This window comes from Brevibacterium gallinarum (assembly GCF_014836885.1).
Classification (GTDB): domain Bacteria; phylum Actinomycetota; class Actinomycetes; order Actinomycetales; family Brevibacteriaceae; genus Brevibacterium; species Brevibacterium gallinarum.
In genome coordinates this window covers 1-19,353 of sequence record NZ_JACSPY010000018.1, presented here as the reverse complement: position 1 = coordinate 19,353, position 19,353 = coordinate 1, and the positions used below count along the sequence as shown (strand labels likewise).

Below are 19,353 nucleotides of genomic sequence, written 5' to 3'. Positions count from 1 at the left end.
CACGTGGAACAGCACAACCTTCAAACCGGCATCCGCGATCACGTATGGATGCACATGGCCAATCACAAGCACCTCTTCGAGGGCGGCCGCACCCCGGTCATCACCCACGGCGAGGGCCACCACATCTTCGACGACACCGGCAGAAAGCTCATCGACGGTCTCGCCGGGCTGTTCGTCGTCCAGGTCGGCCATGGCCGTGAGGAACTCGCCCAGGCCGCCTACAACCAGACGAAGAAGCTCGGCTTCTTCCCCCTGTGGTCCTACACCCACGAACCGGCCATCCAGCTCTCCGAGCGCCTGGCCGGCTACGCCCCCGGTGACCTCAACCGCGTGTTCCTCACCTCCGGCGGCGGCGACTCGGTCGAGTCGGCGCTCAAGCTGGCGAAGAACTACTTCCGGCTCACCGGCAAGCCCGGAAAGCACAAGGTCATCTCCCGCGCCACCGCCTACCACGGCACTCCGCACGGTGCGCTGAGCGTCACCTCGCTGCCGGATCTGCGCAATCAGTTCGCTCCGCTCGTGCCCGGTGCCCACAAGGTGCCGAACACGAACTTCTACCGGGCCGATGACCGCTTCGCCGGTGATGAGAAGGCCTTCGGCCAGTGGGCCGCCGACCGCATCGAGGAGGCCATCGAATTCGAGGGCGCCGATTCGGTGGCAGCCGTGTTCCTCGAGCCGGTGCAGAACTCCGGCGGCTGCTTCCCGCCGCCGCCGGGCTATTTCGAGCGGGTGCGCGAGATCTGCGATGAGCATGACGTGCTGCTCGTCTCCGATGAGACGATCTGCGCCTTCGGCCGCATCGGCTCGATGTTCGCCTGCAACGACTTCGACTTCGTCCCCGACATCATCACCTGCGCCAAGGGCATCACCTCCGGTTACGCCCCGCTCGGTGCGATGATCGCATCGGATCGTCTGTTCGAACCCTTCGGCAAGGGCGGGGAGACGTTCTACCACGGCTACACATTCGGCGGTCACCCCGTTGCCTGCCACGTCGCGATGGCCAATCTCGACATCTTCGAAAGCGAAGAGCTCAACACCCGGGTCGCCACGAACGCACCGACGTTCCGCAAGACGCTGGAAAAGCTGCTCGACCTGCCGATCGTCGGCGACGTGCGCGGCGAGGGCTACTTCTACGGCATCGAGCTGGTCAAGGATCAGGCGACGAAGGAGACCTTCACCGCTGAGGAGTGCGAGCGCGTCCTCAAGGGCTTCGTCTCCTCTGCACTGTACGAGCGCGGCCTGTACTGCCGCGCCGATGACCGCGGCGAACCGGTCATCCAGCTTTCCCCGCCGCTCACCTGTGGCCCGGAGGAGTTCGAGGAGATGGAGCAGATCATCCGCTCGGTGCTCACCGACGCGTGGGAGATGATCTGATCGGGGCGCACGGCTAACTCACGGTCGCTGCGCCAAAAGCCGAAGACCCGCCGAACAGTCGTTCGGCGGGTCTTCGGTCGGTTTGATTTGATCAGAGGAATCTGGCTAGGAACTCGCGCGTTCGGACGTGCTGCGGGTTGTCTAGAACCTTCTCTGGCGGGCCCTCTTCCACAATCACTCCGCCATCGATAAATACGACTCGGTCGGCCGCCTCACGAGCGAACGAGATCTCATGTGTCACCACAACCATTGTCAGACCACCGTCAGCTAGTGTTCGCATCGTTGCCAGTACTTCACCAACGAGCTCAGGATCGAGCGCAGACGTCGGTTCGTCGAAGAGAACCAATGCTGGGTCCATTGCGAGTGCCCTAGCGATCGCAACGCGCTGCTGCTGTCCGCCTGATAGCTGCTCTGGATATGCCTTCTCGCGGCCAGCAAGCCCAACCAATTCGAGCAACTCAGTGGCGCGGCCATTTGCGTCGGAACGCTTGCGGCCGAGAACTCCTACTGGTCCTTCTGTGATGTTCTCAAGAACTGTCATGTGGGAGAAGAGATTGAACTGCTGGAACACCATCCCAATCTGGGCTCGACGCCGTGCAAGCTCGCGCGGCGGAACCTGGTGGAGCCTTCCGCGTTTCACTGTGTAACCGACATCCTGGCCTTTCACAAGGATCCGCCCACCGTCAGGTTGTTCCAGAAGGTTGACGCACCGAAGAAAGGTGGACTTTCCCGATCCGGAGGGCCCGAGGATGACCACTGATTCCCCTTCGGCGACTTCGAGATCGATTCCCTTCAGCACCGATGCGTCACCGAAGCGCTTTTCGACACCGATTGCCTGCAAAACCGGCTCCGTCGTGTGCTGTTTCGCCTCGATCGTCCTCTTCGGCTGGTCAGACACGTGCCGCCACCTCCTTCTGACTTGCGAAGATTCTGGAAAGCCTGGTGCGGAGGCTCGTTCCACCGGTCGGTTGGTCAGACTTTCCGTAGTGCCGTTCGATGAAGTGCTGCCCGATATTCAGTAGTGACGTGACGACGAGATACCAGATACAAGCGACTATCAGAAGCGGTATGGTTTCGAAGTTTCGGTTGTAGATTGCCTGGGCCGAGTAGAGCAGATCTGCCAAAGCGATAACACTCACCAACGCTGTACTCTTCACCATCGAGATCACCTGGTTCCCGGTCGGAGGAATGATGAACCTCATAGCCTGAGGGAGCACGATCCGATGGAAGCTCCTGAAGGGCGACATTCCGATGGCCGCGGCAGCTTCACGCTGCCCACGCTTTACCGACATCAAGCCGCCTCGGATTATTTCAGCCATCAGCGCCGCCTCGTTCAGGCCCAAACACAGGATCGCTGCCAGGAAGGCTGTCACGATCCGGTTCGTAGGAGCCTCCGCAAACGTCGGCCCACCGAAGGGAACACCAACCGCCAAAACTGGAAACAGCGCTGAGAGGTTGTAGAAGAAGATCAGCTGGATCAGCGTCGGCGTACCTCGGAAGAACCAGATGTAGAAGGCAGCTAGTGGCTTCAGTACCGGGTTGTCTGACATACGGCAAAGCGCAAGGATCACACCAAGGATGATTCCGATGGTCATCGCGATAACAGTCAGGAGAAGCGTCATGCCCAAACCGCGCATGATCGACTTCTCAAAAAGATAGGTCGCGACTACATCCCAGCCAAAGTTTGGCGTTGTGAAAAGTAGATAGACGACCTGCCCAGCAAGAAGCAGGGCAACAGCCGCTCCAACGATCTGCCACGGGTGCCTCTTCCTGTGAGCGTTGCTGATATCCAGGTGTTCAGTGCGTTCAGTCATCATCATTTCGCCAGGTTGATACCAGGGGTGTCGAGCTTGTTGGCGTCTAGATCCCACTTGTCCATGATGGCGTCGTAGGTGCCGTTAGCGTGAAGTTCCTCGAGGCAGGCCAACAGGACATCAGTCATCTCAGAGTCTTTAGGCACCATGATCCCTTGGTAGAGGTCATCGAAGCCGTTCTTGTCTTCGGTGCCTACAAGTTCCAGCTTGCCGCCGGAGTCGTTGACGAAATAGGTCAGGGGTGCCCGCGAGGAAAAGAACGCGTCGGCTCTCCCGGACTGCACCGAGAGGATGGCACTCGGCTGGTCTTTATAGGACTGGACCTCGATTGACTCTTTGCCCCCGTTCTCGCACGTTGAAGACTGTTCCTTGATCACCGATTCGGCGGATCCGCCTGCTTGAACAGCAATTTTCCGACCACACGTCGTATCGAGACCGTCGATATCCTGAGGGTTACCCTTTTGGACGGCGAAGACCACATATTCCTGCACCCAATCAATGAACGTCGCCTGCTCCTGTCGTTCCGGGAAGTCGCCGGTCGGGCCGATACTGAGGTCGTACCGACCAGCCTCCATACCCGTCAGCACGCTGGCCAGGCCATCGATTGTTTGATGCTCGACGTCTACTCCAAGCATCTGACCCATTGCTTCAGCGAGGTCGGCGCTTGCGCCTGTAACTTTGTTCTCTCCGTCGACAATCGTGTATGGAGGGAATGAACCGGTGTTCACAGACGTCACGGATCCTGCGTCCTTGATCTTGTCAGGCAGCTGATCGTGGAGCTTCTGGTTGAGTTCCTGCTTCTTCACCTCGATTGAATCGCCTCCGGGTTCGTCCTTGTCACCGGACTCATCCACTGTGCAGCCCGCGGTCAAGGTGAGCGCGGCGCTCATCGCGATCGCTGTCCAGATCGGCTTCGACTTGATGGTGGAGTTCATGACTATTCCTAACTCTTCACTTTCGGAGCGTCGGCTGTGAATGGCAATCAGGCGACGGTGTGCTCGGGCTTAAATGACAACTCGTACCGACGGTGTTGCAGCACCGGCAGCTTTATGCGACTTTCTTTCAACTGGTGCTTGCTCAACGTGGCAGTGGCAAGATCGGTCTCCTGCGTGCAGGTCGCGAGCGGCATGCCAAGCGGATCGATGATCCGTGAGCCGCCAACGCAAGCTGGCCCAGACTCACCTGATGCGGCCACGAAGACCGTTGCATCGAGTGCGCGCGCCGATACCAAGGTCGCCCACTGAAACTCTTTTGTTCTGCCAGCCGCCCATGCCGCTGGCAAAGCGACAATTTCAGCGCCCCGGTCCGCTAGGTCGCGCGCTAGCTCAGGAAATCGAACGTCGTAGCAGGTCATGAGCCCGACGTTGAAGCCACAAACATCGATTATCGGCGGTCGTTCATCACCAGATCGGACGTTCTCGGATTCGACCGCCGCAAAAGCATCGTAGAGATGCAACTTCCGATAGACCCCTCGCACTTCCCCATTCTGGATCGCAACGAGGGTGTTGAACGGGCGCGGCTCAGCTGAGCTTTCATGAATACCGAAGATGACGGTCACACGACGGTCGCGGGAGAGATCGAGCATTGCTGTGACAAAGGGGCCATCAAGTGCCTGAGCGGCGTCTCGAATCAGTTCCTTGCGGTCGATAAACCGGGTCATGATCCCCTCTGGTAGAACAAGGAGGTCTACCCCCGCAGTCTCTGCTCTGTCCATCAAGAACCCCGCCATATCAATATTGGTCTGCCAGTCTTCAGCGACGGGGAACTGGCCGACAGCTACCTTGATCTCTGTATTGGGATCTCCGCTCATCGCATCTCACCTTCCTCGGTCAAGTCGTACGGGAATAACTGGTCCAGGCTCGGCGACTCCAAAATGAGACCTTGAGTGGACATATGCCTTAAGAAGTCGTGAAGCATAGTGCGATTTGCTCCGACGCCAACGCGATTGGGCTCTCCAAATCCTGTAGCGTCAAGCAGATCGAATGCACTGTTCAGCCACGGCGTGACGTCCAACAGCTTGCGATGCCGTGCTGCCGCGACCTGCTCGGACTGACGAAACATGCACCCGAGCTCGTTGGGGAGAGTCGGATCGGTACGCAAGGCTTCGGCTCTGACAGCCAAAACGTGGATCCCCGGAACATAACCGTGCTTCTGAAGGAACTTCTGTTCTTCACGTGTCACGTCGTCGAACAGCAGTCGCATCCCGCTATCGGGGTCACGGAACCCTGGAGGAAGGAACGGGCTGAAAACTGCATCAAGCTGACCGTCTGCAAGCATCTCGGTCATCGGTTTGTCGCTGGTCCGGACGGAAAGATCGCTCCGTGGCCTCACGCCATCAAACCGATCGGTCACCGGATGCTGCGGCGTCAACCGTCCTACCGTCCACTCGACGCTAGACAGCTCGATGCCCGACTCCGTGAGTAGAGCTCGGGTCCACGTGTTGCCCGAGTCTGGCCACCCGGTGACCCCGATCCTGGCTCGCGCTAGGTCGGGAATCGCCCTTGCTTCTGACGACTCGGGCACGATTATGCACCGGTGCCGGAACCCACGCATCAGGAATATCGGAAGTGCGATAACCGAGTCATCCCCGGCTACACGACGGCGAATGTAACGGCTCAGTGAGGTCTCGCCGGCAACATAGGCCGAGTCTGTCCAGAGATCAGGGGTGTGATCCAGTCTCGTGAGGTTCACCTGACGTCCAGACGGGCTTCCCACGTCCCCCATAGCGATGGGAAAAACGTGGTCCCACTGGCGAGTTCCGACTCTAAGTGGCTCTGACAACTTTTAGACCTTTCGACGATGTGGTGTGGTTAACATTAAGTTCAGTATGATTGAGAAACAATAGCTACTATTGATTCTGAACAATGAAAGAGGGGCCCATGGCGTCCGAACCAGTTGCGATCACCGTGGAGATGGTCATGACGCGCACTCGCGAGGCTTCCGCAGCGGGAATCGCCGCAGCCGTCACTCAGATGATCCGAAACGGGGAAGTCTCGACTGGAGCTCGGTTGCCAAAAGTTCGGGACCTGGCCAGAGCTCTCCACGTCAGTAGCGCGACTGTTTCCGCCGCTTGGAAGACGCTCCGAACTCGCGGTTACGTGGAAGGAGCAGGACGGCAGGGGTCCTGGATCTCGTCGTCTGCGCCAAACGTCGGCCCGAGGCGGTTTGACCACATTTCCGGCTACTGGCCTAAGGGCACGGCCGACCTGACTTACGCCACTCCCGATCCGGCTCTCCTACCGGATCTGTCATCAGCTCTAACGTTCGCGACACAAGCTGATCCCGACCTACATAGCTACTCCCGCCAGGACATCACTCCGGCACTGAGGGAAGCTCTACTCGAACTCTGGCCGTTCCCAGCAAGACATTGGCTAGCCGTCAGCGGTGGGTACGAGGGCCTTCTACTCCTACTGCAAGGCCTCGCTTCACCAGGCGACCGTGTTGCAGTCGCGGATCCAGCCTCACCCCGCACCCTCGACATCCTCGACCGGTGTGGGCTTCGGCCAGTCCCCGTTGCGACTGACTCTCGAGGACCGCTGCCTTCCTCCGCCGCAGAGGTACTTTCCAGCGGGGTTATTGCGTTCATTTGCGAGCCTCGCTGCAGCGCGTTGCTCGGTGTTTCCATGACCCCGGAACGCAGGCAGGAGCTTGCAACTGTTCTGGCTCGTCACGAAACGCTCATCATCGAAGACGACGGATCGGGCGACATTTCAGAACAACCGCTCGTCAGCTTGGGCGAGCTCCTACCGGAAATGACGGTCCTCATCCGAAGCTTCTCTAAGTCGCATGGCCCTGACTTGCGCATCGGAGTCATCGGCAGCTGCAAGCCACGTCCTATAGAGCTGGCTCGCGACACTTTGCATTATGGAGCGGGGTGGGTGAGCCGCATCTTACAGAATGCGCTGGCCTTCTTACTGACGGATCAAGACTCGATCAAAGCAGTCGACTACGCACGGCGCGCCTACTCAGATCGACGCGCAGCGCTCGTCGAGTCCCTAGCTGAGCACGGCGTCACACCGCTTTCACACGACGGCCTTGTGATGGCTTTACCGGTACGTGATGACGCTGGGGCCCAGCTCGTGCTCGCGGCGCACGGCTACGCGGTTACCTCGTCGGAGCTCACACGCATCAAACGGCAACAACCATTCATACGTGTCACAGTCGGGGCACTGAGCGCCGAAAAGATTCCCGCTGCGGCTGCAGCCATCGCAATCGCTTCTGAGGCGCCCAGCCCACACCTTGCGTGATCCGATCGGTGCTGGCCTGGATTGAAACGCAGCTAACGCTCACACCCGTCCGCGCAGCCAGGCGGCATTGGCGAGGAACTCGGCGACGTCGTCGAGCGCCGTGTCGCCGAAGGAGGCGCGCGGCGAGTGGTTCGTCTCGTTGGCGTCTCCGTACGGTTCGGTGCCGACGAGCGCATAGGTGCCCGGGACCTCGGCGAGCACATGGGAGAAGTCCTCAGATCCGGTCAGCGGTTCGGGCAGTTCGGTCCACGCACCCTCCCCGAACGTCGCCTCGATGACCCGGCAGGCGTACGCGGTCTCGGTCGCGTCATTGACGGTGACCGGGTAGTCGGGCATGACCTCGATCTCGGCGCTCATCTGGTGGGCTTCGGCGATCGCCGGCATCCCGGTCTGGCTGCTGGCGCTGTACGGGGCGTTCCTCATGGCCGTATGCGGTGTTCGGCATGCTCGGCAGTCTCATCGCCTACCTCGTCGCGCTGGGGATCCGCCGGCCGGAGCCGATCGGCGCCGATGAGCCCGATCCGACGCTATTGGAGCCCGACGCGCCAGAGGCGACGGACGCGACAGCCTGAACCGTGAGGCCCTGAGCCGCCCGGATCTGGACCCCTCAGGCCTGGGCCACCCGAACCTGGGCCGCACGGACCAGGGTCACGGGCCAGAGTCGGGCACCACAGTCGCACTGCTCGCCGGGCCGACCAGCCCGGAACGCAACAGCCCCTCACCGGCATCATGCCTGGTGAGGGGCTGTTTTCACAACGTGCGCGAGGGGGGACTTGAACCCCCACGATCTTGCGATCACTGGCACCTGAAGCCAGCGCGTCTACCAATTCCGCCACTCGCGCGAGCAGCACCAGGAAACTCTAACACCACTGACGCGACAGTTCCAATCCGGCGACTCGAGTCACATCTGCCGGCCCCGTGAGACGGCGCTCTGACCCCGCCAATCGCCCCGCGCCACCGGCGAAATCCCAGGTCAGAAGCTCAGGCACGGCACCCTGAGGCCTTTCTGGGCAGATATACAGAGCCGATGGCATGTGATTGACAAGCGATCGCGTTAGCATGGAGTGTTGACAGCTCGCACGCTGAGCCCCTCAGCGTGCGCGCACGGCCACAGACTGTACCACCAGCCGAGATGCCTCGGCAGCGCACCAGGAAGGAGGCACCGATGGGCGTACTCGACCGCTTCGAAAGACGTATCGAACGCGTCGTCAACGGTGCCTTCGCCAAGGCCTTCCGCTCCCAGGTCGAGCCCGTCGAGCTCGCCGGGGCGCTGCGCACCGAATCCGACAACCGCGCCGCCGTCGTCTCCCGCGGCCGCACGCTGACGGCCAACAGCTACACCATCGAACTCTCGGCCTCGGACTATGAGCGCCTCGAGCCGATCCAGGCCGAGCTGCGCCGCGACCTGCGCCAGGTCGTCGGCGACCACGCCGTCGAACAGGGCTACAGCTTCGTCGGCCCGATCAACGTCGGCTTCGAACGCGCCGAGGACCTCGACACCGGCATCTACCGGGTGCGCTCGAACACCCTGCGCCCGGACGGCTCGCCGGCCGCGCAGCCGCCCAACCGCGGCGGCTACGACCCCGAGAGCCGCGCCAACCCCATCGTCGCCGAGGAATGGGAGCAGCGCTCCGGGCACACCTCCTCGCGCCCCAACCCGCAGGTCGCCCCGCAGGCATCCGGCTACGACGAGGCGCCCGCCTACGCCGGCGCCCCGGCCCCGGCGATGGGCCGCCCCCGAGGCGCGGCTCGCCCCGGTGCCGCGGCTCCGGGCGGTGCCGGCTCCAGTGCCGCCGGTCATCCGCGACCGGGTTCGAACATCCAGTGCAGCGCCGAGATCAACGGCCGCAGCTACCGCCTCGGCGAGGGCACGACCGTCTTCGGCCGCTCCTCGAACAGCGCCGACATCGTCCTCGATGACTCCGGTGTCTCGCGCCGGCACTTCGAGATCACCGTGCGCGACGGCCACGCGACGGCCACCGACCTCGGGTCGACGAACGGCACGCTGCTCGACGGCCGCCGCATCACCTCCGTCACACTCACCGATGGCGCCCGGATCACTGCCGGGGACACCGAGGTGCTCTTCAGGCACAGGGAAATGGGAGGCTGATGAGCGAGTTCACCGTCCTGGTGCTGCGGTTGGCATTCTTCGTTCTGCTGTGGCTCTTCGTCTTCCTCATCGCCGGTGTCCTGCGCCAAGACCTCTTCGGCCCGCGCCGCAGCAGGAACCGCGCCTCCAAACGCGGCCGCCGCAGCGGCCCCTCCCCCGCTCCCGCGCCGGGCCCGGCCCCGCAGCCGGCGGCAGCCAGCCACCCGCCGGCGGCCAGCCCGCCGCACTCACTCGTCATCACCTCCGGAGCCATGCAGGGCATGGTCATCGCACTCGGCACCGGCCCGATCACGCTCGGCCGCTCGAATGACAACACCGTCGTCCTCGACGACGACTTCGCCTCCGGCCACCACGCCCGGTTCGTCCCCTCCGGCGGCCGCTGGTACGTCGAGGACCTCGGCTCCACCAACGGCACCTTCATCGGCGAACAGCGCCTGTCCAGCCCCGTCCCCATCTCCCCCGGCACCGCCGTGACCGTCGGCCACACCACCATGGAGCTACGTTCGTGAGCAGTCCCCATCCCATCACGCTGCGCTCAGCAGCCCGCTCCCACGTCGGCGCCGTGCGCAAGAACAACCAGGACTCCGGCTATGCCGGGCCGAACTTCCTCCTCATCGCCGACGGCATGGGCGGTCACGCCGGCGGTGACGTCGCCTCGGCGATCACCGTCGCCCGGCTCGCCGACCTCGATGCCGACGATCACGAACACGACGCCTCCGAAGCCCTGCGCACCGCGATCCTCGACGCCAATGAGCGCATCACCAACTCCGTGACCGAGAAGCCCGAACTCGCCGGCATGGGCACCACCGTCACCGCGCTGCTGCGTGCCGGTTCGAAGCTGGCGCTGGCCCACATCGGCGACTCGCGCGGCTACCTGCTGCGCGACGGCGAACTCGATCTCGTCACCCACGACCACACCTTCGTGCAGATGCTCGTCGACGAAGGCCGCATCACCGCCGAAGAGGCCGAACAGCACCCGCAGCGCTCGGTCGTCATGCGCGTGCTCGGCGACGTCGGCGCGGCCCCCGACCTCGACATGTCGATCCGCGAGGCCCGCCTCGGCGACCGCTGGATGCTGTGCTCGGACGGTCTGACCGGCTTCGCCGACATCGACGAGATCAAGCACACCCTGGCCACCGTCGACGATCCCGGTGCTTGCTGCGACCGGCTCGTCGAGATGGCCCTCGACGGCGGTGGCGCGGACAACATCACCGTCGTCATCGGCGACGTCGTCGAGGCCGACGACAGCGCTGAGACCATCAGCGGCGAATCCGTCGGCTCAGTGCGCGACAACCCCCAGTTCGCGCTGCTGGGCCAGAAGGACACCCCCACCGAGCTCATCGACACCGGCCAGTTCGACACCATCGGCGAGGAGAACACCGACACCCGCCCACTCGACATCGTCGACCGGCCCGACAACGGCGCACCTGCCGCGGCGAGCACCGCCTCGGGCACGGCCGCTGGCCCCGCCGGGGCCTCCGCCGCCGGGACCGCCGGCTCAGCTGCCCGCGGTCGCGGCACGCGCACCGCGACCGCCGCTGAGACCCAGGAGATCGTCCGCCACGACGAGGACTGGGACGACGACGAGCGGCCCAGGCGCCGCCCGCTGCTCGGCATCATCGTCACCATCGCCGTGCTCGCAGCACTCGTGCTCGCTGGCGTCGTCGGCTACACCTTCATCCGCGGGCAGTACTACGTCGCCGCCGATGCCGGCAATGTCGCCGTCTACCGCGGCATCGCCCAGAAGCTCGGGCCGATCGAACTCTCCGAACTCGACGAGACCACCGATGTGCGCGTCGATGACCTCTCGGCGTACTCGCAGCGCCGCATCGAGCAGACCATCCCGGCCAGCTCACGCGCCGATGCCGACAGACTCATCGGCAACCTGCGCGATGAGGCCGAGCAGAACGCCGCGAAGAAGATGAGCGCCGGCGCCGCCGACGCCTCAACCGACCCGGCACCGCCGCCGGAGGACACCGGCGAACCGAACCCGGACAGCACCGACCAGCAAGGGCAGGGCGTGCCCGAACGGCCCTCGGGCACGGGCGGGTGAGCATGAGCTACGCACCTGACGCTCCCGCACTCTCCCCGGCCGGGACGACGTCCCAGCGGCACCGGAGCCCGCAGGCGCTGCGGATCTCCGAGCTGCTGCTGACCGCGCTGGCCGTCGTCATCTCCGCCGGGGCCTACGCACTCGTGGGCCTCGGCAGCGAACAGACCGTGCCGGCCAACGTCTACCAGTACGCCGGCTGGCTGGCAGCCCTCGCCCTCGCCCTGCACCTCATCGTGTGGTGGCGGGCCCGCTACGCCGACCCGGTCCTCGTGCCGCTGGCCGTGCTGCTCAACGGACTCGGCCTGGCGATGATCTACCGCATCGACGTCGCCAAGACCGCCGCCGGACGCGAATCGAATGCCGCCGTCTCCCAGCTCATCTGGATGACCCTCGGGATCATCCTGTGCGCCCTCGTCATCGCGTTCCTGCGCGATCACCGGATGCTGCGCCGCTACACCTACCTCACCGGCTTAGCCGCCCTCGTGCTGCTCATGCTGCCGCTCGTGCCCGGCCTCGGCAAGACCATCAACGGCGCCCGCATATGGATCGGCATCGGCGGCATGTCCTTCCAGCCCGGTGAGATCGCCAAGATCTGCCTGGCGATCTTCTTCGCCGGCTACCTCGTCAGCTTCCGCGACCAGCTCGTGCTCGCCGGACCCAAGTTCCTCGGCATGCAGTTCCCGCGCCCACGCGACCTCGGGCCGATCATCATCGCCTGGATCGCCAGCGTCGGCATCCTCGTCCTGCAGCGCGACCTCGGCACCTCGCTGCTGTTCTTCGGCCTCTTCGTCGCCGTCCTCTACGTCGGCACCGGCAAGAAGGCCTGGATCTTCCTCGGCCTGGGCATGTTCACCGCCGGTGCGCTCATCGCCTCGCGCATCTTCAGCCACGTCCAGCAGCGTCTCGACGGCTGGCTCGATGCGCTCAACCCGGACATGTACAACCGTGAGATCGGCGGGTCCTACCAGCTCGTGCAGGGCCTGTTCGGCATGGCCAAGGGCGGACTGACCGGTGCGGGCCTGGGCAACGGCCGGCCCCACATCGTGCCCTATGCCGAATCCGACTTCATCTACGCCTCCCTCGGCGAAGAGCTCGGACTGGTGGGCATGTTCGCGATCCTGCTGCTCTACGTCGTGCTCTTCGAACGCGGCATGAAGATCGCCCAGCAGCTGCGCGACGGCTTCGGCACCCTGCTGGCCACCGGCCTGTCCTTCACCATCGCCCTGCAGTGCTTCATCGTCATCGGCGGCGTCACCCGGCTCATCCCGCTCACCGGCCTGACCACCCCGTTCCTGGCCTACGGCGGCTCCTCGCTCATCGCGAACTGGATCATCATCGGCCTGATGCTGCGAATGAGCGACAACGCCCGCCGCCCGGCCGAGGAGTTCCAGACCGGCGTGCTCACCATCCAGAAGCCCGTCGACGAGGACGAGGCCCACGAATCGGCGCTCGCTTCGACGCTCGGCCGGCTGCGCTCCAAGCGCAAGGTCCGCCGTCCCGATGACGCACCGGTGACCCCTCCCGAGGTGTACGCGACCGGCGAGCAGCACCCCACCCCCGCCTCGGGCGCGGGAATCGACGCCGATGACACCCCGACGACGAACTTCCAGCGCGGAGGTGAGAACCAGTGAAGAACCCGCTCAAGCATCTGGCCGTCGTCGGCTTCGTGATGTTCGCGCTACTGTTCGGCTCGACGAGCTACGTGCAGTACTTCGCCGCGCAGTCGCTGAAGGACAATCCGCTGAACAACCGGACGCTGCTCGACGAGCTCTCCCGCGACCGCGGGCCGATCCTCGTCGACGGCACCCCGATCGCCTACTCCGAGCCCGTCGACGACCCGTACAAGTTCCAGCGCAGATACGGTGCCGAGGGGATGTCGGCGGAGATGTACGCCAGCCTCACCGGCTACTTCTCCATCACCTCGGGCACCTCTGGGCTCGAGCGCACCGAGAACGGACTGCTCTCCGGCACCGACGATGCGCTGTTCTACGACAAGGTCTCCAATCTGCTCACCGGCCAGCAGCCGGCCGGCGCCGCCGTCGAACTCACCATCAACCCGAAGGCCCAGAAGGCCGCCTGGGACGGCCTGAGCGGCCAGCGCGGCGCCGCTGTCGCCCTCGACCCGAAGACCGGCAAGGTCCTCGCCATGGTCTCGACGCCGGGCTGGGACCCGAACGCGCTGGCCACCCACAACCGGGACGCCGCCCTCGATGCGTACAACTCGCTCATCGACAACGACGCCAACCCGGCCTACAACCGGGCGATCGGCGGCAACCTCTACCCGCCGGGCTCGACGTTCAAGCTCGTCACTGCCGCGGCCGCCATCGAATCCGGGCAGTACAGCAAGGACTCCGAGCTGCCCTCGCCGACCGTTCTCGACCTGCCGCAGACCTCGGCGACGATCCGCAACGCCGGCGGTGCCTCCTGCGGCAATGGCAGCACTGCCAGCCTCGACCATGCGCTGACGAAGTCGTGCAACACGACCTTCGCGCAGCTGGGCATGGACCTGGGTGCTGATGCGATGAATGAGCAGGCGAAGAAGTTCGGGTTCGGGGAGAGCTTCGACATGCCGCTGGCGGTCACTGCCTCGTCGTTCCCCTCCGATGTCAACGAACCGCAGCTCGCCCAGTCGTCGCTCGGCCAGTTCGAGGTGCGCGCCACCCCCATCCAGATGGCGATGGTCGCCTCGGCGATCGCCAACGACGGAGAGCTCATGCAGCCCCAGCTCATCTCCCAGATCCGCAATGCCCGCACCCTCGATCTCATCGAGGAGCCGCGGCCGCGGACCTTCTCCAACCCGATCAGCAGCGACACCGCCGGTCAGCTGACGGACATGATGGTCAACGTCGTCGACTCGGGAACCGGCACAGCCGCGAAGATCCCCGGTGTCGATGTCGCAGCGAAGACCGGCACGGCACAGCACGCGAAGGGCAGGGCACCGCATGCATGGTTCACCTCCTTCGCCCCGGCAGACGACCCGCAGGTCGCCGTGGCAGTCGTCGTCGAAAGCGGCGGCAATGCCGGCAATGAGGCCTCCGGTGGACGCGTCGCGGGCCCGATCGCAAAATCAGTCATGGAAGCGGTGATGGATTCATGAGGCCAGAACCAGGCACGCTGCTCGGCGGCCGTTACGAGCTCACCAGCCGGATCGCCGTCGGCGGCATGGGCGAGGTGTGGCGCGGACGCGACACCGTCCTCGAACGCGAGGTCGCCGCGAAGATCATGAAGGACGAGTACCTGTCCGATCAGGGATTCCTCGCCCGCTTCCGGGCCGAGGCGCGTTCGATGGGTGCTGTGTCCGATCCCGGCATCGCCGGTGTGTACGACTACGGCGAGGAGAACGGCTCACCGTACCTCGTCATGGAGTTCGTGCCCGGTGAGTCGCTGGCCGCTCTGCTCGACCGCGGCCCGATGAGCGAGGCCGATACGCTCTCGATCGTCGCGCAGGCCGCGCAGGCGCTGCATGCAGCGCACATGTCCGGGGTCGTCCACCGCGACGTCAAGCCCGGCAACCTGCTCATCACCCCGGACTTCCGGGTCAAGATCACCGACTTCGGCATCGCCCGGGTCGCTGACCAGGCGCCTTTGACGAAGACCGGCCAGGTAATGGGCACCGCCCAGTACCTGGCCCCAGAGCAAGCGACCGGCAAGGGCTCGACACCGAAGTCGGACCTGTACTCACTCGGCATCATCGCCTACGAGGCGCTGGCCGGAAACCGCCCGTTCACCGGCGACTCGCAGGTCGAGATCGCCATCGCGCAGGTCAACCGCCAGCACCCGCCGCTGCCGGAGACGGTCTCCGAACCGGTCCGCCGGCTGGTCGACTCGCTGCTGTCGAAGCAGCCGGAGAAGCGCCCGGCCTCCGGTGCCGCTCTGGCGACTGCAGCGCGTGCTCTCATGAACGGCGATGTGCCCGCAGCCGAGGCGGCGGTCCCGCAGATGCTCGCCGCTGGAGCGGCTGCCGCAGCCGCTTCCGAGGCGGTCACCCGTGTGTTCAGCCAGCCTGAGGACTCCTCGACCCGCGTCATGCCGGCCACCCAGCAGACCCGCGCCTATCAGCCGGGCAGCCATACCGGTGCGGCTGCCGTCGCCCCGTACGGGTCCGACCGTCAGCTGGCCGAGGACCCGGAGGCCGACGAGGACGAGAAGAAGTCGAAGGCCCCGGCGATCATCGTCACGATCCTGGTGATCCTGCTGCTGGCCGGTCTCGCCTGGATCGGCTGGCTGTTCTTCGGCCCCAAGGACAACGAACCGGCTCCTGCTCCGACGGCGACGGCCACGCCGACGCAGGAGGAGATCACCATCAAGCCCAGCGACTACATCGGCCTCTCCGAAGCCTCGGCGACCTCGAACCTCGAGCAGCTGGGGCTGAAGGTCAAGTCGACGATGGTGACCTCCGATCAGCCTGCCGGCACGGTCGTCGATGTCCGCGAGGGCAGCAACGGCTACACTTTTGCCCCTGGTGACACCGTCACGATCGAAGTGTCGGAAGGACCGCAGCGCCAGGAGCCGACCCGCGCCCCGGAGCCGACGCAGGAACGTGAGCCCACGCGCAGCCCGCAGCCGACGCAGGAACCCGAACCTGAGCCCACCCAGCCGCCGGACGACGGCGGCGATGATGGTGGCGACGGTGGCGGTGACGGCGGCAACGGCAACGGCAACGGCAACGGCGGTGGCAACAACGGCAGCGGACCGGGACAGAACTCCGGCCGCGGCGGAAACTGACAGACGAGAAGGAACAGCATGAGCGAACCGCGGATACTCTCCGGCCGATACGAAGTGCATCGGCTGCTGGGACGGGGCGGCATGGCCGAGGTCCATGAGGGCCTCGACACCCGCCTGGGCCGTCGTGTTGCCATCAAGCTGCTGCGCTCCGACCTCGCCCGCGACCCGTCCTTCCATGCCCGCCTCAAGCGCGAGGCGCAGGCGGCCGCGGGTCTCAACCACCCCGGCATCGTGGCCGTCTACGACTCCGGTGAGGAGGTCTTCTCCGAATCCGGCGGCTCGACCATGCAGGTGCCCTTCATCGTCATGGAGTACGTCGAGGGGCACACGCTGCGCGAGGTGATCTCCACCCATGGCAGCCTGACGATCCGCGAGGCCCTCGACGTCACCGCAGGTGTGCTCGGCCCGCTGGAGTACAGCCACCGCAACGGGATCGTCCACCGCGACATCAAACCCGCCAACGTCATGCTCACCCCTGAGGGCGACATCAAGGTGATGGACTTCGGCATCGCCCGCGCCCTGGAGGACACCGGCAGCCTGACCCAGACCCAGTCGGTCGTCGGCACCGCCCAGTACCTCTCACCTGAGCAGGCGCGCGGCGAGATCGTCGACGCCCGCTCGGATCTGTACTCCACCGCCTGCCTGCTGTACGAACTCGTCGCCGGCCGGCCGCCTTTCCAGGGCGATTCGCAGCTCGCGGTCGCCTACCAGCACGTCGGCGAGCGACCGAAGGCTCCCTCGGAGTTCAACCCCGAGGTGCCGCCTGCGCTCGACCGGCTGCTCATGCACGCCCTGGAGAAGGACCGCGACATCCGCTACCAGGATGCCTTCACCTTCCGCGAGGACGTGCTGGCCGTGCGCGACGGCCGCCCGACTTCGCTCGACGGCGATGCCGATGACGCGACCCAGATGTTCAGCCCGCCGGCCGCCCTGGCCGGTGCCGGGCTCGGTGCAGCCGCAGCCGGCCTCGGCACCCCGCAGTCGGCCTACGCCACCGGTGTGCCGACTCAGGCGATGAACACCGCGCCGATGACGAACGCCGTCGCCACCGTGCCGGAGGATGAGGACGGTGTCGATGAGGAGAAGGAGCGCAAGCGCAAGACCTGGATGTGGATCGGTGCTGCGCTTGTCGCCGTCGTGCTCGCCGGGCTCGGCCTGTGGGTCTACAACGCCACGAAAGAACGGGAGCCGGTGACCTTCGAGCTGGCGGATCTGCGCGACCGCTCAGCCGATGATGCCGACAGCTACCTCATCAACCAGAACCTCACACCTGATCGTGAGCCGATCGCCGATGATGAGATCAAGGAGGGCAACGTCGTCAAGACCGATCCTCCGGCCGGCTCCCAGGTCAAACACGGCGACACGATCAAGGTCTACGTCTCCACCGGCCCCGACGTGGTCTCCGTGCCCGACGTGTCCGGGGAGACCGAGTCGCTGGCCCGCCAGCGCATCAACGACGCCGACCTCAAGGCCGGCAACAACATCGACGAGAACTCACCGGACGTCGAAGCCGGCACAGTCATCGAGACGCGCCCGAAGGCCGGCACCGAGGTCGACAAGGACTCCAACGTCGACCTGGTGCTCTCGACCGGACGGATCGATGTGCCCGATGTGCTCGGCAGGACCGAGCAGGAGGCCTGCGACGCGCTCAAAAGCGAGGACTACCAGTTGGAGTGCGACGTCAGGGAAGAGGAGACCGCCGATCACGAAGAGGGCAAGGTCTTCAGGCAGAGCGCCGATGCCGGTGAGGAGGTCGAGCAGCATGCCACCATCACCATCACGATCGCCAAGGCCCCGCCGGAGCCGACCGAGACCCCGACTCCGTCACCGGAGCCGACCGACGACGATGACGATGGCGGCGGCCTCGAGTGGCCGTGGCCGGACAACACCTTCAACCCGGGCAACCGGCTCGACGAGGTCGCAGACGATGCCCTGAACCGCATGCGCGGACGCTTCGGCTTCACCAGCTGAGCTGTGCGTGACGACTGACCGGCCGGGATTCCTCCGGCCGGTCAATGCATTCAGGAGTGAGCCCAGCTGCGCGCTGAGAGCAGCGGAGACACAAACGAAATAACTCGCCGAATTGAAGCGTCCGGGGTTTTGTTCCGATCTATTTCCTCAAGGAGAATCGGAACATGCCCCAGAAGTACAGTCCTGAGTTCAAGACCCGAGCCCTGGAGCTCACAAAAGAGCGCATCCGTACCGAGCAGTGCTCCGGTTGGGTCGCCTGCACCGCCGTGGGCGAAGCCCTCGGTGGGACGTATCGATCGTGGCGAAGCCCCAGGACTCAGCACCGCTGAGGCCGAGGAGATCACGAAGCTGCGCAAGGAGAACCTCGAGCTGCGCCGCGCGAGCGAGATCCTGCGCAAGGCTTCAGCTTTTTCGCCGCGGAACTCGACCGCCCCACGACGAGATGATCCGGTTCATCGACGAGCACCGTGATCAGTTCGGGGTCGAGGCCGTCTGTCGCGTGCTCAGCGCGACAGAATGTGGGTTCATCACCTCCCGCGGCTACCGGGCCGCCAAGGCGCGTCCAGCCTCTGCCAGGACGCTGCGGGATGAAGTGCTCCTGCCGGAGATCCGACGGACCCACAGTGAGAACTACAGCGTCTACGGGGTGCCGAAGATGCACCACGCGATGCGCCGCGCCGGCTGGGACGTGGGCCGTGACCAGGTCGCCCGCCTCATGCGAGCAGCTGACCTGCAGGGAGTGAGGCGTGGCCGCAAACCAGTCACCACACGACCTGCCCAGGTGCCCGATGCCCGCCCAGACCTCGTCGAACGCCGCTTCACTGCAGACCGACCGCACCGTCTGTGGGTTGCAGACATCACCTACGTGCGGATCCTCGCCGGGTTCTGCTACGTCGCGTTCATCACTGATGTGTGCACCCGCAAAATCGTCGGCTGGGCCGTCTCTGCAACCCTCCACACCGACGGCCTGCCGCTCCTGGCGCTAGATGTAGTTCCCCGTGAGGTTGTGAACGCGGTCGGCTGGGGTGAGGCCTCCGATAGCGGTGTGGGCTCGATGCT

Annotated in this window: 17 protein-coding genes and 1 tRNA gene; 11 read left to right on the top strand and 7 right to left on the bottom strand. The window is 64.9% G+C overall.

Features of this window, described 5'->3' with window-relative positions:
- Nucleotides 1-3 precede the first annotated feature (3 nt).
- Nucleotides 4-1,374 (top strand): aspartate aminotransferase family protein, encoded by a 1,371-nt coding sequence (locus H9634_RS13045; protein ID WP_191727232.1) that lies wholly within the window; start codon nt 4-6, stop codon nt 1,372-1,374.
- Nucleotides 1,375-1,465: 91 nt separating this feature from the next.
- On the opposite strand, the gene H9634_RS13040 is transcribed toward H9634_RS13045, so the two are convergent.
- From H9634_RS13040 to H9634_RS13020, 5 genes are read right to left on the bottom strand one after another with little or no spacing between them, the layout of a single operon-like run.
- On the bottom strand, nt 1,466-2,272 hold the full coding sequence (locus tag H9634_RS13040) for an amino acid ABC transporter ATP-binding protein (protein ID WP_318245119.1): 807 nt from the start codon (nt 2,270-2,272) through the stop codon (nt 1,466-1,468).
- Complete coding sequence (locus H9634_RS13035; RefSeq protein ID WP_191727230.1) at nt 2,265-3,194, bottom strand: amino acid ABC transporter permease; 930 nt, start codon at nt 3,192-3,194, stop codon at nt 2,265-2,267. Before H9634_RS13035 ends, H9634_RS13040 begins: the two co-directional genes overlap by 8 nt.
- Complete coding sequence (locus H9634_RS13030) at nt 3,191-4,123, bottom strand: ABC transporter substrate-binding protein (protein ID WP_225210952.1); 933 nt, start codon at nt 4,121-4,123, stop codon at nt 3,191-3,193. The genes H9634_RS13035 and H9634_RS13030 overlap by 4 nt, the downstream gene beginning before the upstream one ends.
- A 47-nt stretch (nt 4,124-4,170) precedes the next feature.
- Nucleotides 4,171-4,998: a nitrilase-related carbon-nitrogen hydrolase gene (locus H9634_RS13025; protein ID WP_225210951.1), complete on the bottom strand. Its 828-nt coding sequence runs from the start codon at nt 4,996-4,998 to the stop codon at nt 4,171-4,173.
- The gene (locus tag H9634_RS13020) at nt 4,995-5,474 is read right to left on the bottom strand and encodes a hypothetical protein (protein WP_191727228.1); all 480 of its coding nucleotides are present in this window, start codon (nt 5,472-5,474) and stop codon (nt 4,995-4,997) included. The genes H9634_RS13025 and H9634_RS13020 overlap by 4 nt, the downstream gene beginning before the upstream one ends.
- Before the next feature lie 578 nt (nt 5,475-6,052).
- Here H9634_RS13020 and H9634_RS13015 point away from each other — a divergent pair.
- A complete protein-coding gene (locus H9634_RS13015) occupies nt 6,053-7,435 on the top strand; it encodes an aminotransferase class I/II-fold pyridoxal phosphate-dependent enzyme (protein ID WP_318245118.1) in 1,383 nt (460 codons plus the stop codon).
- 39 nt (nt 7,436-7,474) lie between these two features.
- Here the strand turns inward: H9634_RS13015 and H9634_RS13010 are convergent, their stop codons facing one another.
- Complete coding sequence (locus H9634_RS13010) at nt 7,475-7,858, bottom strand: M20/M25/M40 family metallo-hydrolase (protein ID WP_191727225.1); 384 nt, start codon at nt 7,856-7,858, stop codon at nt 7,475-7,477.
- Between the two features lie 20 nt (nt 7,859-7,878).
- Between H9634_RS13010 and H9634_RS14795 the strand changes: the two genes are divergently transcribed.
- Nucleotides 7,879-8,007, top strand: a complete 129-nt coding sequence (locus tag H9634_RS14795) for a hypothetical protein (RefSeq protein WP_263598816.1) — start codon at nt 7,879-7,881, stop codon at nt 8,005-8,007.
- Nucleotides 8,008-8,193: 186 nt separating this feature from the next.
- On the opposite strand, the gene H9634_RS13005 is transcribed toward H9634_RS14795, so the two are convergent.
- Nucleotides 8,194-8,277 (bottom strand) — tRNA-Leu (locus H9634_RS13005).
- 323 nt (nt 8,278-8,600) lie between these two features.
- Here H9634_RS13005 and H9634_RS13000 point away from each other — a divergent pair.
- The 8 genes from H9634_RS13000 to H9634_RS12965 all read left to right on the top strand — a co-directional run.
- Nucleotides 8,601-9,545 carry an FhaA domain-containing protein gene (locus tag H9634_RS13000; RefSeq protein WP_191727223.1) on the top strand — a complete coding sequence of 315 codons (945 nt, stop codon included), beginning with the start codon at nt 8,601-8,603 and terminating at the stop codon, nt 9,543-9,545.
- Entirely contained in the window at nt 9,545-10,054 is a 510-nt protein-coding gene (locus H9634_RS12995) for an FHA domain-containing protein FhaB/FipA (protein ID WP_191727221.1), read from the top strand. Before H9634_RS13000 ends, H9634_RS12995 begins: the two co-directional genes overlap by 1 nt.
- The gene (locus H9634_RS12990) at nt 10,051-11,598 is read left to right on the top strand and encodes a PP2C family protein-serine/threonine phosphatase (protein WP_318245117.1); all 1,548 of its coding nucleotides are present in this window, start codon (nt 10,051-10,053) and stop codon (nt 11,596-11,598) included. The genes H9634_RS12995 and H9634_RS12990 overlap by 4 nt, the downstream gene beginning before the upstream one ends.
- A gap of 2 nt (nt 11,599-11,600) precedes the next feature.
- Nucleotides 11,601-13,229, top strand: coding sequence for an FtsW/RodA/SpoVE family cell cycle protein (locus H9634_RS12985; RefSeq protein ID WP_191727219.1), 1,629 nt, complete (start codon nt 11,601-11,603; stop codon nt 13,227-13,229).
- Nucleotides 13,226-14,695: a peptidoglycan D,D-transpeptidase FtsI family protein gene (locus H9634_RS12980; protein ID WP_191727217.1), complete on the top strand. Its 1,470-nt coding sequence runs from the start codon at nt 13,226-13,228 to the stop codon at nt 14,693-14,695. Before H9634_RS12985 ends, H9634_RS12980 begins: the two co-directional genes overlap by 4 nt.
- Nucleotides 14,692-16,323 (top strand): protein kinase domain-containing protein, encoded by a 1,632-nt coding sequence (locus H9634_RS12975; protein ID WP_191727215.1) that lies wholly within the window; start codon nt 14,692-14,694, stop codon nt 16,321-16,323. The genes H9634_RS12980 and H9634_RS12975 overlap by 4 nt, the downstream gene beginning before the upstream one ends.
- An 18-nt stretch (nt 16,324-16,341) precedes the next feature.
- Nucleotides 16,342-18,294, top strand: a complete 1,953-nt coding sequence (gene pknB, locus H9634_RS12970; RefSeq protein WP_191727213.1) for a Stk1 family PASTA domain-containing Ser/Thr kinase — start codon at nt 16,342-16,344, stop codon at nt 18,292-18,294.
- Between the two features lie 442 nt (nt 18,295-18,736).
- On the top strand, nt 18,737-19,353 hold a 617-nt coding region (locus tag H9634_RS12965), incomplete at its 3' end, for an IS3 family transposase (RefSeq protein WP_191727212.1).

Excerpts from the sequence above, each read along its gene's own strand:
- H9634_RS13035 (WP_191727230.1), bottom strand. The coding sequence starts at position 3,194 with ATGATGATGACTGAACGCACTGAACACCTGGATATCAGCAACGCTCAC.
- H9634_RS13030 (WP_225210952.1), bottom strand. The coding sequence starts at position 4,123 with ATGAACTCCACCATCAAGTCGAAGCCGATCTGGACAGCGATCGCGATG.
- H9634_RS13025 (WP_225210951.1), bottom strand. The coding sequence starts at position 4,998 with ATGAGCGGAGATCCCAATACAGAGATCAAGGTAGCTGTCGGCCAGTTC.
- H9634_RS13020 (WP_191727228.1), bottom strand. The coding sequence starts at position 5,474 with ATGACCGAGATGCTTGCAGACGGTCAGCTTGATGCAGTTTTCAGCCCG.
- H9634_RS13015 (WP_318245118.1), top strand. The coding sequence starts at position 6,053 with ATGAAAGAGGGGCCCATGGCGTCCGAACCAGTTGCGATCACCGTGGAG.
- H9634_RS13010 (WP_191727225.1), bottom strand. The coding sequence starts at position 7,858 with ATGAGGAACGCCCCGTACAGCGCCAGCAGCCAGACCGGGATGCCGGCG.
- H9634_RS14795 (WP_263598816.1), top strand. The coding sequence starts at position 7,879 with ATGCTCGGCAGTCTCATCGCCTACCTCGTCGCGCTGGGGATCCGCCGG.
- H9634_RS13000 (WP_191727223.1), top strand. The coding sequence starts at position 8,601 with ATGGGCGTACTCGACCGCTTCGAAAGACGTATCGAACGCGTCGTCAAC.
- H9634_RS12995 (WP_191727221.1), top strand. The coding sequence starts at position 9,545 with ATGAGCGAGTTCACCGTCCTGGTGCTGCGGTTGGCATTCTTCGTTCTG.
- H9634_RS12985 (WP_191727219.1), top strand. The coding sequence starts at position 11,601 with ATGAGCTACGCACCTGACGCTCCCGCACTCTCCCCGGCCGGGACGACG.
- H9634_RS12975 (WP_191727215.1), top strand. The coding sequence starts at position 14,692 with ATGAGGCCAGAACCAGGCACGCTGCTCGGCGGCCGTTACGAGCTCACC.
- pknB (WP_191727213.1), top strand. The coding sequence starts at position 16,342 with ATGAGCGAACCGCGGATACTCTCCGGCCGATACGAAGTGCATCGGCTG.